The organism is Streptomyces sp. NPDC005302, from assembly GCF_040607345.1.
GTDB lineage: Bacteria > Actinomycetota > Actinomycetes > Streptomycetales > Streptomycetaceae > Streptomyces.
Genome location: NZ_JBEXGN010000001.1, coordinates 388,177 through 402,964, shown reverse-complemented (window position 1 = coordinate 402,964; position 14,788 = coordinate 388,177). Strand labels below are relative to the sequence as shown.

The window sequence follows — 14,788 nt, the reverse complement described above, 5'->3', positions numbered from 1 at the left end:
GCCCAAGTTCCTCCACAGACCCGCACGTCACCCTTCGTCCACCCTTTTCCATTGATCAACTCTATGGAGCGAATCATTTACACCCGAAAGTGGGTGTACGGAGGGTTTGAACCGGGAATTCCTCATCCGCAGAAGTGCCAACGGAATGATCAATTCCGACATCCACAGATCTTCCACACAGCCTGTGGATAACTATCCCGAGTCGCAGATTCCTGTGGACAACCCGAAGTCAAGTCCCGCCTCCCGCAAGGAAATCCGGTCAACCGGCGACCGGCCGCCTGCCCCGTTTCAGGGAGTAAGGTCCCTTTCATTGACGATGATCGGTGATCAAGAGATTCGATCCGGCATTTCACTCATAACGTGACAGACCTCACGCACCGGAATATCGAGTCGTTCGCGGGAAGCACGCACCGGTAGCCTTGAGGGGTGATTGACCTTCGCCTGCTCCGTGAGGACCCCGACCGTGTTCGCGCCTCCCAGCGCGCCCGTGGAGAGGATGTCGCGCTCGTCGACTCCCTTCTCTCCGCCGACGAGCGGCGCAGGTCGTCCGGCGTCCGCTTCGATGAGCTGCGTTCCGAGCAGAAGGCGCTCGGCAAGCTGATCCCCAAGGCCTCCCCCGAAGAGCGCGCCGAGCTGCTGAAGAAGGCCGAGCAGCTCAAGGCCGACGTCAAGGCGGCCGACGTCGAGCAGCACGAGGCCGACGACGAGGCCAAGCGTCTCCTCCTCCAACTCGGCAACGTCGTGCACCCCGACGTCCCGGTCGGCGGCGAGGAGGACTTCGTCGTCCTCGAGACGCACGGCACCATCCGCGACTTCGCCGCCGAGGGCTTCGAGCCCAAGGACCACCTGGAGCTCGGCGAGTCGCTGGGCGCCATCGACGTCGAGCGCGGCGCCAAGGTGTCCGGCTCGCGTTTCTACTACCTGACGGGTGTCGGCGCGCTCCTGGAGCTCGCCCTCGTCAACGCGGCGATCGCGCAGGCCACCGAGGCCGGCTTCACGCCGATGCTGACCCCCGCGCTGGTCCGCCCGCGCGCCATGGAGGGCACCGGGTTCCTCGGCCAGGCCGCGGAGAACGTGTACCACCTGGAGAAGGACGACTACTACCTGGTCGGCACCTCCGAGGTCCCCCTCGCGGCGTACCACATGGACGAGATCCTCGACGCCGACAAGCTGCCGATGCGCTACGCCGGTTTCTCGCCGTGCTTCCGCCGCGAGGCCGGCACCTACGGCAAGGACACCCGCGGCATCTTCCGCGTGCACCAGTTCGACAAGGTCGAGATGTTCTCGTACGTCGACCCCGAGGACGCGGAGAACGAGCACCAGCGGCTCCTGGAGTGGGAGAAGCAGTGGCTGACCGGCCTCGAACTGCCCTTCCAGGTGATCGATGTGGCCTCGGGCGACCTCGGCTCCTCCGCCTCCCGCAAGTTCGACTGCGAGGCGTGGATCCCGACCCAGGGCAAGTACCGCGAGCTGACCTCGGCCTCGAACTGCGACGGCTTCCAGGCCCGGCGTCTGTCCGTCCGCATGCGTGACGGCAAGAAGGTCCAGCCGCTGTCGACGCTGAACGGCACGCTGTGTGCCGTGCCGCGCACCATCGTGGCGATCCTGGAGAACCACCAGCTCGCCGACGGTTCGGTACGGGTGCCCGAGGTACTGCGCCCCTACCTGGGTGGCCGTGAGCTTCTGGAGCCGATCTCCAAGTGACCGGTACCACTGGGTCCGCGGGCCCGTCCGAGGCCCAGGGCACGCGGACGTTCCCGTACAAGCTCGTCGCGACCGACCTCGACGGGACGCTGCTGCGTTCCGACGACACGGTCTCGGCGCGTACGCGTGAGGCGCTCGCCGCGGTCACCGCGGCGGGCGCGGCGCACATCGTCGTCACCGGGCGCGCGGTGCCCTGGACGCGTCACATCCTCGACGACCTCGGCTACCAGGGCCTCGCGGTGTGCGGTCAGGGCGCCCAGGTGTACGACGCGGGGGAGCACCGCCTGCTCACCTCGGTGACGCTGGACCGGCAGCTCGCCGGTCTCGCGCTCGCCAAGATCGAGGCGGAGGTCGGCCCGCTGCTGCTCGCGGCGAGCCGTGACGGACTCGACGGCGAGGTCCTGGTCGGCCCCGGCTACCGGGTGCACGACGGGCCGCTGCCGGTCGTACCCATCAGGGACGCGGCGGACCTCTGGTCGGCGCCGCTGAACAAGGTGTACGTCCAGCACCCGACGCTCTCGGACGACGAGCTCGCGGCCGTGGCCACGGAGGTCGCGGGCGGACTGGTCGGCGTCACGATGGCGGGCGCGGGGATAGTGGAACTCCTCCCCCTCGGCCTCTCCAAGGCGACGGGGCTGTCGCTGGCGGCCCGCCGCCTCGGCGCGAAGGCCGTGGACACCATCGCCTTCGGCGACATGCCGAACGACATCCCGATGTTCGCGTGGGCCGCGCACAGTGTGGCCATGGCCAACGCCCACGCCGACCTCAAGGCGGTCGCGGACGAGGTGACGTCCACGAACGAGGAGGACGGCATCGCGGTCGTCCTCGAGCGCCTGCTGGCGCAGCCTTAACGGTTCCCGGGCGGCACCGGCAGTACCCGCGGTGACGACCGCAGAGGTTGCCGCGCGGTGACTCTCGCGGCAGCCATGCGGGCGCTGCCGCGGGCGGAACGTGTTGCGGAGGATGCGCGGATCGAACGCGCGCGGGGTTTCACCCCCGACCACGGCTTAGCAAGCCGGTGCCTTACCGCTCGGCCAATCCTCCGGGTGGGCGGCCCGCGCGACACGCGCGCTCGAAGCGGCCGCCCCGGGCAGCCCCCCGTGCGGAGCGGATTCGACGGAGGGGTAACTACTCCGGAACCCGCCGCGGGCTGCCCTGTCGGGAGCTCGACGAACTGCTCCTGATGAACATCGTCGCGCTCCTCTCCCGGATCGTGGCGCCGGTCGGGTCCGGCGGTGTGGACACAACTACTGTGCCCGGCGGCCGACGTGGGCGCCACTGATTAAAGGCCGTCCTGCCTGGTGCCGGCCGCGGGTCTCACCTGCGGCGCCATCTGCGCCGGCGGCCCTTGCTGAAGAACCATCCCGCGGGCGGCTCGTCCGAGCGCCACGGCTCCGGTTCGGGTCCTTCCTCGCGCCAGCGGGCGGCGAGCATGCGTGCCCGGGCCGACGGCTCCGCCGTCCCCGCGGACCGGACGAAGTCCTCATCGAGCACCAGGTCGTCCCACGGCTCACCGGCCGCGTCCACGGACCTGTCCCCGGCCCGCTCACGGCCGTCACCTCTCGGTTCCTCTGCTGCCATCCCCGTTCCTCCTGGCCGTACGTCCCCGTTCATCCAGTCTGCCCGGACCGAGGTGAAGCCCCCGTCAAGAAAAAGGAGGCTCCCCGCGCGCGTGGCCGGTGATCGGCGGTACGCGCGCGGGGAGCCTCTTTTCGCGGCATCGGAGCTCAGGCCCCGGCGCTCACCCGGTCCCGGGGGCCCGATTCTCCCGCGCTCACATCAGGCGGGCTCACTCCTCGCCGGCCAGCGTCAGCGACCGCAGCCGCTGCCCGGCGTACCAGGTGGCGAGGACGGTCACCACGACGAGCAGCACCGTCGCGGTCGGCAGGCCGACGTCCGAGGTGACGAGGTCGCCGCCGGTCACCTTGTGGCCCACGGCGAGCGCCCACTGCTGGACGCTGAGGGTGCGCGCGCCGGACACCAGGGAGCCGAACAGCGCCTCCCAGACGAGCGCGTAGACGAGTCCGAAGACCACGGCGTGCCGGGTGATGGTCCCGAGGAGCAGGAACATCGCGGCGTAGGCGATCGAGGCGACGAGCGCGGCGACCGTGTAGGCGACGGCGATCTGCTGGCCGTTGCCGTTCAGGATCATGCCCGCGATGAAGGTCGGCACAGCGGAGAACGCCATGGTGACGGCGATCGCGACGATCAGCTTGGTGAAGATGATCGTGGGCCGCTTCAGCGGCTTGGCGAGCAGGTACACCACCGAGCCGTCGTCGATCTCGGGTCCGATGGCGCCCGTGCCGGCGATGACGCCGATGATCGGCACCATGGTGGCGAGGGCGAACCCGCCGAGCAGGTCCGAGGCCACCTGGTCGTCGGCCCCGGAGAAGCTGCGGACAGCCACCGAGATGACGATGAGCAGGACGGGCAGGACGCCGAGGATGAGGGCCCTGCGGCGGCCGAGCAGGCCGCGGTAGGTGAGCCGGGCGACTGTGGGGTCGTACATCTTCGGCCTCCTACGCCGCGACAAGATACGAGAAGACGGATTCCAGGGACTCGTCGGACGGCGACACCGTCAGCAGCCGGATGCCGTGCTCGCGCGCGACCTTGGGCAGCAGGGCGGTGAAGCGGCCGAAGTCGACGGCCTGGATGCGCAGCGCGCCCTCGGCGAGGTCGACCTCGATGCCGGACGTCGACGGGTCCGCGATCAGCGCGGCGGCCAGCGCCCGGTCGTCGCTGGAGCGGACCAGGTAGCGGTGCGGGCGGTCGGTCATCAGGCGGCGGATCCGCCGGAAGTCGCCGCTCGCCGCGTGCCGCCCGGCGACGATCACCTCGATGTGGGAGGCGAGTTGCTCGACCTCTTCGAGGATGTGGGACGAGAACAGCACCGTGCGGCCCTCGTCGCCCATGCGGCGCAACAGCTCCATGAGTTGCATGCGCTGACGTGGGTCCATGCCGTTGAACGGTTCGTCGAGCAGGAGCAGCGACGGGTCGTGCACCAGCGCGGACGCCATCTTCACGCGCTGCCGCATGCCCTTGGAGTACGTGGAGATCTTGCGGTCCTGCGCGTACTCCATCTCGACGGTGGCCAGCGCCCGCTGGGCGGACTTGGCGCCGAGACCGTGCAGTTCGGCGTTGGCGACGACGAACTCGCGGCCGGTGAGGAAGTCGTACATCGCCTCGCGTTCGGGGACGATGCCGATGTGCCGGTAGATGTCCTCGTTGCGCCAGGTCGGGCGGCCGTCGAGGGTGACGGTGCCCGTCGAGGGGGCGAGGAAGCCGCCCATCATGTTGATGAGGGTGGACTTGCCCGCTCCGTTGGGACCGAGCAGGCCGGTGACGCCGGGGCCGATCGTCATCGTGATGTCGTTGACCGCCACCACGTTGCCGAACCAGCGTGAGACGTGGTCGATGTTGAGGGTGGTCACAGCCCGACCTTTCGGTAGCGGCGCATCAGGAGGCCGTAGCAGCCGGCGATGAGACCCAGGACGACGACGAGGTAGACGACGCCCTGGCCGGATGAGGGACCCACCTCTCCGGGGAAGGCGGAGGAGGCGCCCAGGAAGGCTGTCTGCACGCCGTCGATGAGGGTGATGGGCGAGAAGAGCCCGAGCCACGGGACGGCCCCGCTGCTGGACTGCTCGAAGGCGATGGCCTGGACGGTGGAGACCGCTCCGTAGGAGATGGTCAGCGCGGCGATGACGGCCGCGATGCCGAACCCGCGGCGCGGGGTGACGGCCGAGATGACCAGGCCGATGCCGGCGAAGAGCAGCGACAGCAGCGCCACGGAGACCAGCCCCTGTCCGAAGCCCTTCGTCTGGTCGGCGAAGTCGAGCTTGGCCAGCAGCGCGCCCACGTAGAGCACGATCAGCGGGGCGGCCGTGAGGATGAACAGCGCCGAGGCGAGCGCCGCGTACTTCGCGCGGACGTAGTCGGCGGTCTCGATGGGGCGCGAGAAGTACAGCGGCACGGTCTTGAAGCGCAGGTCGCGGGAGACCGCCTGGGGGCCCTGCGAGGCGACGTACAGGCCGATGACCGCCTGCATGATCACCGCGTAGCGCGTGTAGTCGACGGGGAGGTCCTTCGCCTTGGTGGCGACCGCGACGGCGACCATGATCAGCGCGGGGACGCAGATCACCACGAAGAGCAGCATCGGCAGGACCTTGGACTTGACCGAGCGGCCGAGTCCGTAGGCGCCGCGCAGGGACTGCGAGTACAGGGACCGGCGGGCGTAGGCCCGGCCGAGGCGGGGGCCGTCGTAGTTGCGATAGCCGATGTTGTGGATGCGGGACTGCTCACCGGGCTGGGTGAGGGGCTGCTCAACTGCCATGGCCGACCGCCTCCTTCCGCTGGTCGTCGCCGGTGCGCGGGTCCGTGCTCGCCGCGCGCTCTTCCTTGGTGCGCTGTTCGTCGCTGTCGTTGAAGACCTCGGCGATGTGGTGCCTGCGCTGTTCCATGCGGACCAGGCCGAGGCCGAGGTCGGCGACCAGGTCGCGGACGAGGTCGTAGGTGTCCTCGCTCTCGGTGGTCAGCAGCAGGATGTGTCCGGCGCCCGGCAGGCCGCTGCCGTCGTGCGTCTCGACCCCGCGCGCGTGGAGCGCCTCGCGGACCGCGCGGGTGCCGTCCGGGTGCACGTCGGTGTCGGTGACCTCGATGGCGAGGGTCGTGGTCGTCTGCGTGAAGTCCGTGGTGGAGCTGGAGCGCAGCAGCTTGCCGCCGTCGACGACCACCACGTGGTCGCAGGTGCGCTCCAGTTCGCCCAGCAGGTGCGAGGTGACCAGGACCGAGATGCCGAAGTCCGTGTGGATGCGGCGGATCAGTCCGAGCATGTCGTCGCGGCCGACGGGGTCGAGGCCGTTGGTCGGCTCGTCCAGGAAGACCAGCTGGGGGTCGTGGACGAGGGCCTGCGCGAGTTTCACGCGCTGCTTCATGCCCGTGGAGTAGCCGCCGATGGGGCGGTACCTCTCCTCGTAGAGCCCGACGTGGCGCAGGGTGTCCGCGGTGCGCTCGCGGGCCGCGGCCGGCGGGAGCCCGGACATGCGCGCCATGTGGACGACGAACTCCGTGGCCGAGACGTCGGGCGGCAGGCAGTCGTGCTCGGGCATGTACCCGACCCGCTCCCGGATGGCGGCGCCTTCGGTGGCGACGTCGAGGCCGAGCACGCGTGCGTGGCCCTCCGTGGCGGGGGACAGACCCAGCAGGATCTTGATCAGTGTGGACTTGCCGGCTCCATTGGCTCCGACGAGTCCGGTCACACCGGGCCCGACGTCAACGGAGAGCCGGTCAAGCGCGGTCACCCGGGGGAACCGCTTGCTCAGGCTTTCGGTCGCGATCACAGTCACGATTCGAAGGTAGTGGCGCAGACCACAGGGGTCGTCAACCCGTGGAGGTGGATCCATGTCAGCCTCCAGTCGTACGGGTCCTTAGGGGTCCCCCTGAGGTACACCAACCGCGCGCCGGTTATCCACATCCGTCCGGTTGTCCACAGGCCGGGCACCGGTCTATTGACGCGGCCTCTAACAACTGTCACATTCACCAGTGTCAAGTTACGGGCACGTACCGCAGTCGGTGTGGACAGGGTGGGGCGGTGGCATGACGACGGCAGTGGCAGGCGAACTCTCCGTGGAACTGCGGGGGTTCAGAGAGGTGCAGCGTCTCGCCTACGAGTGCGCGGAGGCGGTCGCGGCGCAGCTGAAGCCCGGCGTCACCGAGCGTGAGGCGGCGCGGATGCAGCGGGTGTGGCTGCGCGAGCGCGGGGTGAGGGACTGGTTCCATCTGCCCTTCGCCTGGTTCGGCGACCGCACCGCGTTCGTCGGCTTCCGGATCCCGCTCCAGTTCTTCCCCACCGATCGCCGGCTGGAGCCGGGGATGCCCTTCATCCTCGACATGGCCCCGGTGTACAAGGGCTTCACGGCGGACATCGGCTACTCGGGCTCGCTCGGCCTGAACCCCGTGCAGGACAGGCTGCTCGCCGATCTGGAGGCACACCGGGCGCTGATCCTGCGCGAGGTGCGCGAGCGGCGGCCGCTGCGCGAGATCTACGAGGACGTGGACCGGCTCATGGTCCGCCAGGGGTACGCCAACCGGCACCGCGCGTATCCGTTCGGCGTGATCGCGCACAAGGTGGACCGGGTGCGGGAGCGGCCGTGGTCACCGCGTCTGTTCGGGTTCGGCACGCAGTCCCTGAAGGGGCTGGCGAGCGACGCGCTGCGCGGGCACCGGGACGGGTGGTCGCCCCTGTGGTCGCCGTACACCTTCTCCGACCACCCGCCCCAGCCGGGGTTGTGGGCGGTCGAACCGCACCTCGGATTCCGGGGTACGGGCGCGAAGTTCGAGGAGATCCTGGTCGTCACCGACTCCCGGGACCCTGAGCAGAGCGCGTTCTGGCTCGACGACGATCTGCCGCACGTGCGGCGCTGGGCGGAGGACAAGTGAGTCTCGTGGGCGCGCGCGAGCGCTGGGTGCGGACGGGCGGGGTCGAGCTGTGCGTCGCCGAACTGGGCGACGACAGGCAGCCGACGGTCGTGCTCGTGCACGGCTATCCGGACTCCAAGGAGGTGTGGTCCGAGGTCGCCGTCCGGCTCGCCGACCGCTTCCACGTCGTGCTGTACGACGTCCGGGGCCACGGCCGTTCGACGGCACCGCAGCCCCTGCGGGGCGGGTTCACGCTGGAGAAGCTGACGGACGACTTCCTGGCGGTCGTCGACGCGGTCAGCCCCGACGAGCCGGTGCACCTGGTGGGGCACGACTGGGGGTCGGTGCAGTCCTGGGAGTTCGTGACCGTCGCGCGCACCCAGGGCCGGATCGCGTCCTTCACCTCGATGTCCGGGCCCTCCCTCGACCATTTCGGCCACTGGATCAAGCAGCGGATGCGGCGGCCCACGCCCCGCGGGGCGGGCCAGCTCCTCGGCCAGGGCGCCAAGTCCTGGTACGTGTACATGCTGCACACGCCGGTCCTTCCCGAGCTGGCCTGGCGCGGCCCCCTGGGCAAGCGCTGGCCGAGGATCCTGGAGCGGGTCGAGAAGGTGCCGGCGGGCGACTACCCGACCGCGTCGCTGCCCACCGACGCGGCGCACGGCGCCTGGCTGTACCGCGACAACGTACGGCCGAGGCTGAGGCGCCCCCGCGACGACGCGTACGCGCACGCGCCCGTGCAGCTCATCACGCCCCTTGGGGACGCCTTCCTCTCCGAGCGCCTCTACGACGGGCTGGAGGAGTGGGCTCCGCAGCTGGTGCGCCGCACGATCCCGGCCAAGCACTGGGTTCCGCGCACCCGGCCCGACCAACTGGCCGCCTGGATCACCGAGTTCGTGACCGCCAACGAGGGGCGAGAGTCGGGGGTGCCCGCCGCATCCACGGTGGCGACCGGCCGCTATGCCGAGCGGTTCGGCGGGCAGCTGGTGCTGGTCACCGGGGCGGGCAGCGGGATCGGGCGGGCCACGGCGTTCGCCTTCGCCGAGGCCGGCGCTCGGGTGGTGGCCGTCGACCGGGACGCGGAGAGCGCGGCCCGTACGGCGGAGATGTCCCGCCTCATCGGCTCCCCCGCGGCCTGGGCCGAGACCGTCGACGTCTCGGACGAGCAGGCCATGGAGAAGCTCGCCGAGAAGGTCGCCACCGAGTACGGCGTGGTGGACGTGCTGGTGAACAACGCCGGCATCGGACTGTCCGGCTCCTTCTTCGACACCACCCCGGAGGACTGGAAGAGGGTCCTCGACGTCAACCTGTGGGGCGTGATCCACGGCTGCCGCCTCTTCGGGAAGCAGATGGCCGACCGCGGACAGGGCGGCCACATCGTCAACACCGCGTCGGCGGCGGCCTTCCAGCCCTCGAAGGCGCTTCCCGCGTACAGCACCTCCAAGGCGGCCGTCCTGATGCTCAGCGAGTGTCTGCGCGCCGAGCTGGCCGGCCAGGGCATCGGCGTCTCGGCGATCTGTCCCGGCCTGGTCAACACCAACATCACCGCGACCGCGCGCTTCGCCGGAGTCGACGCGGCCGAGGAGAAGCGGCGCCAGAAGCGGTCGACGCGGCTGTACGGGCTGCGCAACTACCCGCCGGAGAAGGTGGCCGACGCGATCCTGCGCGCGGTCGTGCGCAACGAAGCGGTGGTTCCGGTCACTCCGGAGGCGCGCGGCGCCCACCTGCTGCACCGCTTCGCGCCCCGGACCCTGCGCGCGATCGCCCGGCTGGAGCCGCCGCTGTGACCGGCCGGGTTGGGGGAGACGGGCCGGACGGGTCGACGGCACCTTCGGGGGGAGCGTTCATGGACAGGTCGGCCGGCGGCCAGGGGAACGACGGGCGGCACGCGATCGCCCCGAGGCGGGTGTCCTTCGACTGGGAGGACACCCCGCTGCACTGGATCCCGGACGAGCCCACCGCCACCCACGTCATCAACGTGCTGCATCTGCTGCTGCCCGCGGGGGAGCGGTGGTTCGTGAAGGTCTTCAAGGAGGCGCTGCCGCTGGTCCGTGATCCCGAACTCCTCAAGGACGTCAAGGGGTTCATGGGCCAGGAGGCCACGCACAGCGTGCAGCACGCCTACGTCCTCGACCACCTCGCCGCCCAGCGGCTCGACACCGCCGACTTCACCAAGTACGTCGACTTCCTCTTCGAGAAGCTGCTCGGCGACGAACCGCCCCGGGGAGTTCCGGTCCCGGCCGGGGAGTGGCTGCGGTTCCGGCTTTCGGTGATCGCGGCGATCGAGCAGTTCACGGCGGTGCTGGGCGACTGGGTGCTGGCGGCGGAGGGACTCGACCTCGCCGACGCCGACGAGGTCATGCTGGACCTGCTGCGCTGGCACGGCGCGGAGGAGGTCGAACACCGCGCGGTCGCCTTCGACATGTACCAGCACTGCGGTGGCGAGGGTGCCGCCCGATACGCCCGCCGGGTCGCGGGCATGGCCGTCACCGCGCCGATGATGCTGTACCTGTGGGGCTGGGGCGCCGCCTACCTCATCCGCCGTGACCCACGGCTGGCAGGACGCCTGCGCTACTCGCTCGCCGAGCACAACAGAGCCGTCCGCAAGGGCTTGTTGCCCACGTGGAAGGAGCTCGGCGCGGCCGTCCCGCGCTATCTGCGGCGGTCCTACCATCCGTCGCGGGAGGGCTCGCTGCGCAGGGCGGTGGAGTACCTCGCGCAGTCTCCCGCCGCGCGCTCCGCGGTGGGCACGATCGTCCGGGCGGCGACCGCGTAGGACCCGGCGGGGTGGACAGGCGAGAGGCGGCGGGGGAGACGCGCACGGCAGGAGGGCGGGAGAGATGAGTGAGGACCCGGGCGGGGCCGCGTACCGCATAGAGGACCTGGCGCACCGCAGCGGTGCCACGGTCCGTACGATCCGCGCCTACCAGGACCGGGGGCTGCTCCCCCGCCCCGAGCGGCGCGGCCGCGCCAACGTGTACGCGAACGCGCATCTGTCCAGGCTGCGGCAGATAGCGGACCTCCTCGACCGCGGGTACACGCTGGCATCGATCAAGGAGCTCCTGGAGGCATGGGACGCGGGGCGCGGACTCGGCGGTGTCCTCGGGCTGGTCGCGGAGGTCGACGGGCCGTGGACCGACGAGCAGGCCGCGCGGATGTCCCGGGCGGAACTGGACGAGCGGTTCGGTGGACGCCAGGACGACGCGGCGGTGGCGGACGCGGTGGAACTGGGCGTACTGGAGCCGGTTCCCGGGGACGAGGACAGCTTCCTCGTGCCGAGCCCCCAAGAGCTCGCGGCTGCCGCGGAGTTGTACAGGGCGGGCGTTCCGCTGTCCGCGATCTCCGCCCATCTGCGGGAGTTGAGGGGGCAGGTCGAGCACATCGCTTCCCGTTTCCTGGAGTTCACCACCGAGCACGTCTTCGCGCGCTATCTGGGAGAGCGTCCGCCGAGCGATACGGAGGCCGCCGAAGCGGCCTCGCTGGTCCGACGGCTGCGCCCGCTCGCCCAGCAGACCGTCGACGCCGAACTGGCGCGGGCCATGCGGACGTTCGCCACGCGTCATCTGCGCCAGCACCTGGCCAAGGACGAGCCTCCGGAGCCTCGGAAAGAGGTGCGTACGGTGGAGGTGCCGGCCGCGACAATGCGTGCTGTGGAACGCCTTGTTGGGGTGGACCGGGCAGCGGAGTTCATCGCGCTGGCCGCCGAACGTGAGGTGCGAGCCCGCACCTTGGACCGACTGGCAGCAAGTCACAGCAAAGCCAACATTGTTGACGAAACACCCTAAAGCGTAAGCTCGTTGTCCACAGAATGCTCAATTCCCCTGTGGATAACAGCACTTGGTTGTGGATCAAACCTACGAAGCAAAATCAAATGCGTGATCCGTCTCTCGACAGGCACGCTGGACGCATGAAGGAACAGAACGATGAGCGGACAGCTCATCCGACAGTCGGACCAGTGGACGAACCGATGGACGACAGACGCACCGTGAAGGTGTCGAAGTACCTGTCGAAGCATCTGCGGCACCAGCCCGAGCGGATCGGGCTCACCCTCGGCGAGGGCGGCTGGGTCGAGATCGACGCCCTGATCACCGCCGCTGCCGCACACGGGTTCCGGTTCACGCGCGAGGAACTCGATCACGTGGTGGCCCACAACGACAAGCGCCGCTTCGCCGTCGACGGCGCCCGGATCAGGGCCAGCCAGGGCCACTCGGTGGAGGTCGACCTCGGCCTGCCCGAGGCGACGCCGCCCGCGTACCTCTACCACGGGACCGTCGCCCGCACTCTGGACGCCATCCGTGCCGAGGGCCTGAGGCCCATGAACCGGCATGCCGTGCACCTCTCCGCGGACCGGGAGACCGCCACCCGCGTCGGCGCCCGCCGCGGCCGGCCCGTCGCCCTGTCCGTGGACGCCGCCGCCATGCACCGCGACGGCCACGTCTTCCGCGTCAGCGCCAACGGCGTCTGGCTGACCGAGGCCGTACCCCCGCGCTACCTGCGGTTTCCCGGCCCGCACTGAAGCCGGCCCCTCGGGAAGACCGGGCCGGAGCGATACGGAGACATCGGCCCAGGGATGCGGCCCAGGGATGCGGAGACGCCGGCCATGGGGCGACGCCGGGATTCAGGGGAATCGGCGATGGAACGCCGAGCCGGGGCGATCTCCCGGTGTCCGCGATCACGTCCCGTTCCGCTTAGGCTCGAACCATGAGTCTGCGTCTGAGCACTGTGATCCTGCCCCACGTCCGCTGGCACGAAGGCGGCCGTTCCACCTGGCAGCGCGCGGAGCAGCTCGGCTTCCACACGGCGTTCACCTACGACCACCTCTCGTGGCGGACCTTCCGCGAAGGCCCGTGGTTCGGAGCCCTGCCGACGCTGACAGCCGCCGCGGGTGTCACCGAGCGACTGCGTCTGGGAACCCTGGTGACCTCACCGAACTTCCGGCACCCGGTCCCTCTCGCCAAGGAACTGATCTCCCTCGACGACATCTCGAACGGCCGGATCACCCTCGGCATCGGCGCGGGCGGCTCCGGCTTCGACGCGACCGTGCTCGGCCAGGACCCCTGGACCCCGCGGGAGCGCGCCGACCGCTTCGGTGAGTTCGTCCCGCTGCTCGACCGACTCCTCACCGAGGACTCCGTCTCCTACAGCGGCAACTTCTACTCGGCGCACGAGGCGTACAACATCCCCGGCTGCGTCCAGCGCCCCCGGCTGCCCTTCGCGGTGGCGGCCACCGGGCCACGCGGACTGAAGCTCGCCGCCCGGTACGGACAGGCGTGGGTGACCACGGGCGACCCCAAGTTGTACGAGACGGGCACCCCCGACCAGTCGGTTCAAGCCATTCGCGGACAGATCGACAAGCTGGCCGACGCGTGCGCCGGGATCGGCCGGGACGCGGCCGAACTCGACAAAATCCTGCTGACCGGCTTCACCCCCGACCGGACCCGCCCGCTGGAGTCCGTCGACGCGTTCGTCGACTTCGCGGGCCGGCATGCCGAACTGGGCTTCACCGACCTCGTGATCCACTGGCCGATCCCCGACTCGGACTTCGCCGCCGACCAGAAGATCTTCGAGCGGATCGCCATGGAGGCGGTCGCGCAGCTCCCCTGAGACCCCTCGCGTCCCTTCCGCCCCGTCGCGCCGGGACCTGGCCCCCGACGGACGGTAACCGTGCTGGTGAGGACGGTAACCACTCAAGTGTGCGGACCGCCGCACGACCGTGCGCGCATATGCGGGAGAATGAGCGCGTGACCTCAGCGACTCGCCGGCCCGAGACTCCGGCCTCCACCGTCCCGACCCGGCTGATCGCCACGGACCTCGACGGCACCTTGTTGCGCGACGACAAGACAGTGTCGGACCGCACGATCGCCGCCCTCGCCGCCGCCGAACAGGCCGGCATCGAGGTTTTCTTCGTCACCGGCCGCCCGGCCCGCTGGATGGACGTCGTCAGCGACCATGTCCACGGGCACGGCCTGGCGATCTGCGGCAACGGCGCCGCCGTGGTGGACCTGCACGGCGGGCCCGGCGCCCACCGCTTCGTCAAGGTCCGCGAACTGGAACCGGACATCGCCCTGGACGTCATCCAGTTGCTGCGCGCCGCCGCGCCCGGCACGGTGTGCGCCGTCGAGCGGACGTTCGGCCTTCATCTCGAACCGGGCTATCCCCTCATGCACATGGAGCCCCCGGAGATCGTCCTGCCCGCCGAGAAGCTCCTCGCGAAGGACGCGCTGGACGCCGACCAGCCCGTTCTGAAGGTGCTCGCCTTCCACCCGGACATGGACCCGGACGACTTCCTCAGCGTCGCCCGCACCGCCATCGGCGACGGGGCCAACGTGACCCGGTCGAGCCCCAGCGCGCTCCTGGAGATCAGCGGCCCCGGCGTCTCCAAGGCCAGCACCCTCGAACTGTGCTGCGCCGAGCGCGGGATCGCCCCCGAGGAGGTCGTGGCCTTCGGAGACATGCCGAACGACGTCGAGATGCTCACCTGGGCCGGCCGCTCGTACGCGATGGGCAACGCCCACCCCGCCGCCATCGCCGCCGCCTCGGGGCGCACCGCCCCGAACAACGAGGACGGCGTGGCCATCGTGATCGAGCGGATCCTGGCGGAGCGGCTGTAGCCCCCTACCCGTGGCAGCGGTCCCGGCGTCGGCTGATCGCCGCCTGGACCGACGGA

The 14,788-nt window shown here is 70.2% G+C and carries 14 protein-coding genes and 1 tRNA gene; 9 read left to right on the top strand and 6 right to left on the bottom strand.

Going from position 1 to position 14,788, the window contains the following annotated elements:
* The first annotated feature begins 426 nt into the window (after positions 1–426).
* Both serS and ABZT74_RS01750 read left to right on the top strand, forming a co-directional pair.
* Positions 427–1,704, top strand: a complete 1,278-nt coding sequence (gene serS / locus ABZT74_RS01755) for a serine--tRNA ligase (protein ID WP_356169263.1) — start codon at positions 427–429, stop codon at positions 1,702–1,704.
* Positions 1,701–2,555 (top strand): HAD family hydrolase, encoded by an 855-nt coding sequence (locus ABZT74_RS01750; protein WP_356169261.1) that lies wholly within the window; start codon positions 1,701–1,703, stop codon positions 2,553–2,555. The genes serS and ABZT74_RS01750 overlap by 4 nt, the downstream gene beginning before the upstream one ends.
* A gap of 106 nt (positions 2,556–2,661) precedes the next feature.
* Here ABZT74_RS01750 and ABZT74_RS01745 read toward each other — a convergent pair.
* The 6 genes from ABZT74_RS01745 to ABZT74_RS01720 form a co-directional block, all read right to left on the bottom strand.
* Positions 2,662–2,748, bottom strand: a tRNA-Ser gene (locus ABZT74_RS01745).
* Positions 2,749–3,021: 273 nt separating this feature from the next.
* Positions 3,022–3,285: a hypothetical protein gene (locus tag ABZT74_RS01740; protein ID WP_356432902.1), complete on the bottom strand. Its 264-nt coding sequence runs from the start codon at positions 3,283–3,285 to the stop codon at positions 3,022–3,024.
* A 208-nt stretch (positions 3,286–3,493) separates the two neighbouring features.
* The gene (locus ABZT74_RS01735; protein WP_355871973.1) at positions 3,494–4,213 is read right to left on the bottom strand and encodes an ABC transporter permease; all 720 of its coding nucleotides are present in this window, start codon (positions 4,211–4,213) and stop codon (positions 3,494–3,496) included.
* A 10-nt stretch (positions 4,214–4,223) separates the two neighbouring features.
* A complete protein-coding gene (locus tag ABZT74_RS01730) occupies positions 4,224–5,135 on the bottom strand; it encodes an ABC transporter ATP-binding protein (RefSeq protein ID WP_356432900.1) in 912 nt (303 codons plus the stop codon).
* Positions 5,132–6,037 (bottom strand): ABC transporter permease subunit, encoded by a 906-nt coding sequence (locus ABZT74_RS01725; RefSeq protein ID WP_164372660.1) that lies wholly within the window; start codon positions 6,035–6,037, stop codon positions 5,132–5,134. Before ABZT74_RS01725 ends, ABZT74_RS01730 begins: the two co-directional genes overlap by 4 nt.
* Positions 6,027–7,043, bottom strand: coding sequence for an ABC transporter ATP-binding protein (locus ABZT74_RS01720; RefSeq protein ID WP_355872137.1), 1,017 nt, complete (start codon positions 7,041–7,043; stop codon positions 6,027–6,029). The genes ABZT74_RS01725 and ABZT74_RS01720 overlap by 11 nt, the downstream gene beginning before the upstream one ends.
* Positions 7,044–7,299: 256 nt before the next feature.
* Between ABZT74_RS01720 and ABZT74_RS01715 the strand changes: the two genes are divergently transcribed.
* The 7 genes from ABZT74_RS01715 to ABZT74_RS01685 all read left to right on the top strand — a co-directional run bounded on the left by ABZT74_RS01715 (position 7,300) and on the right by ABZT74_RS01685 (position 14,732).
* Positions 7,300–8,142 carry a M24 family metallopeptidase gene (locus ABZT74_RS01715; RefSeq protein ID WP_356432898.1) on the top strand — a complete coding sequence of 281 codons (843 nt, stop codon included), beginning with the start codon at positions 7,300–7,302 and terminating at the stop codon, positions 8,140–8,142.
* Positions 8,139–9,908: an SDR family oxidoreductase gene (locus tag ABZT74_RS01710; protein WP_356432896.1), complete on the top strand. Its 1,770-nt coding sequence runs from the start codon at positions 8,139–8,141 to the stop codon at positions 9,906–9,908. Before ABZT74_RS01715 ends, ABZT74_RS01710 begins: the two co-directional genes overlap by 4 nt.
* Before the next feature lie 59 nt (positions 9,909–9,967).
* Positions 9,968–10,897, top strand: coding sequence for a metal-dependent hydrolase (locus tag ABZT74_RS01705; RefSeq protein WP_356432894.1), 930 nt, complete (start codon positions 9,968–9,970; stop codon positions 10,895–10,897).
* 64 nt (positions 10,898–10,961) lie between these two features.
* Entirely contained in the window at positions 10,962–11,906 is a 945-nt protein-coding gene (locus ABZT74_RS01700; RefSeq protein ID WP_356432892.1) for a MerR family transcriptional regulator, read from the top strand.
* Positions 11,907–12,088: 182 nt separating this feature from the next.
* On the top strand, positions 12,089–12,637 hold the full coding sequence (locus ABZT74_RS01695; RefSeq protein WP_356432890.1) for an RNA 2'-phosphotransferase: 549 nt from the start codon (positions 12,089–12,091) through the stop codon (positions 12,635–12,637).
* Between the two features lie 185 nt (positions 12,638–12,822).
* Positions 12,823–13,725 (top strand): LLM class flavin-dependent oxidoreductase, encoded by a 903-nt coding sequence (locus ABZT74_RS01690; protein ID WP_355871994.1) that lies wholly within the window; start codon positions 12,823–12,825, stop codon positions 13,723–13,725.
* Between the two features lie 119 nt (positions 13,726–13,844).
* Positions 13,845–14,732: a Cof-type HAD-IIB family hydrolase gene (locus ABZT74_RS01685; RefSeq protein ID WP_355871996.1), complete on the top strand. Its 888-nt coding sequence runs from the start codon at positions 13,845–13,847 to the stop codon at positions 14,730–14,732.
* The last annotated feature ends 56 nt before the right edge of the window (positions 14,733–14,788 follow it).

Coding starts and splice junctions, on each gene's coding strand:
- ABZT74_RS01740 (WP_356432902.1), bottom strand. CDS start 3,285: ATGGCAGCAGAGGAACCGAGAGGTGACGGCCGTGAGCGGGCCGGGGAC.
- ABZT74_RS01735 (WP_355871973.1), bottom strand. CDS start 4,213: ATGTACGACCCCACAGTCGCCCGGCTCACCTACCGCGGCCTGCTCGGC.
- ABZT74_RS01725 (WP_164372660.1), bottom strand. CDS start 6,037: ATGGCAGTTGAGCAGCCCCTCACCCAGCCCGGTGAGCAGTCCCGCATC.
- ABZT74_RS01715 (WP_356432898.1), top strand. CDS start 7,300: ATGACGACGGCAGTGGCAGGCGAACTCTCCGTGGAACTGCGGGGGTTC.
- ABZT74_RS01705 (WP_356432894.1), top strand. CDS start 9,968: ATGGACAGGTCGGCCGGCGGCCAGGGGAACGACGGGCGGCACGCGATC.
- ABZT74_RS01700 (WP_356432892.1), top strand. CDS start 10,962: ATGAGTGAGGACCCGGGCGGGGCCGCGTACCGCATAGAGGACCTGGCG.
- ABZT74_RS01695 (WP_356432890.1), top strand. CDS start 12,089: ATGGACGACAGACGCACCGTGAAGGTGTCGAAGTACCTGTCGAAGCAT.
- ABZT74_RS01690 (WP_355871994.1), top strand. CDS start 12,823: ATGAGTCTGCGTCTGAGCACTGTGATCCTGCCCCACGTCCGCTGGCAC.
- ABZT74_RS01685 (WP_355871996.1), top strand. CDS start 13,845: ATGCGGGAGAATGAGCGCGTGACCTCAGCGACTCGCCGGCCCGAGACT.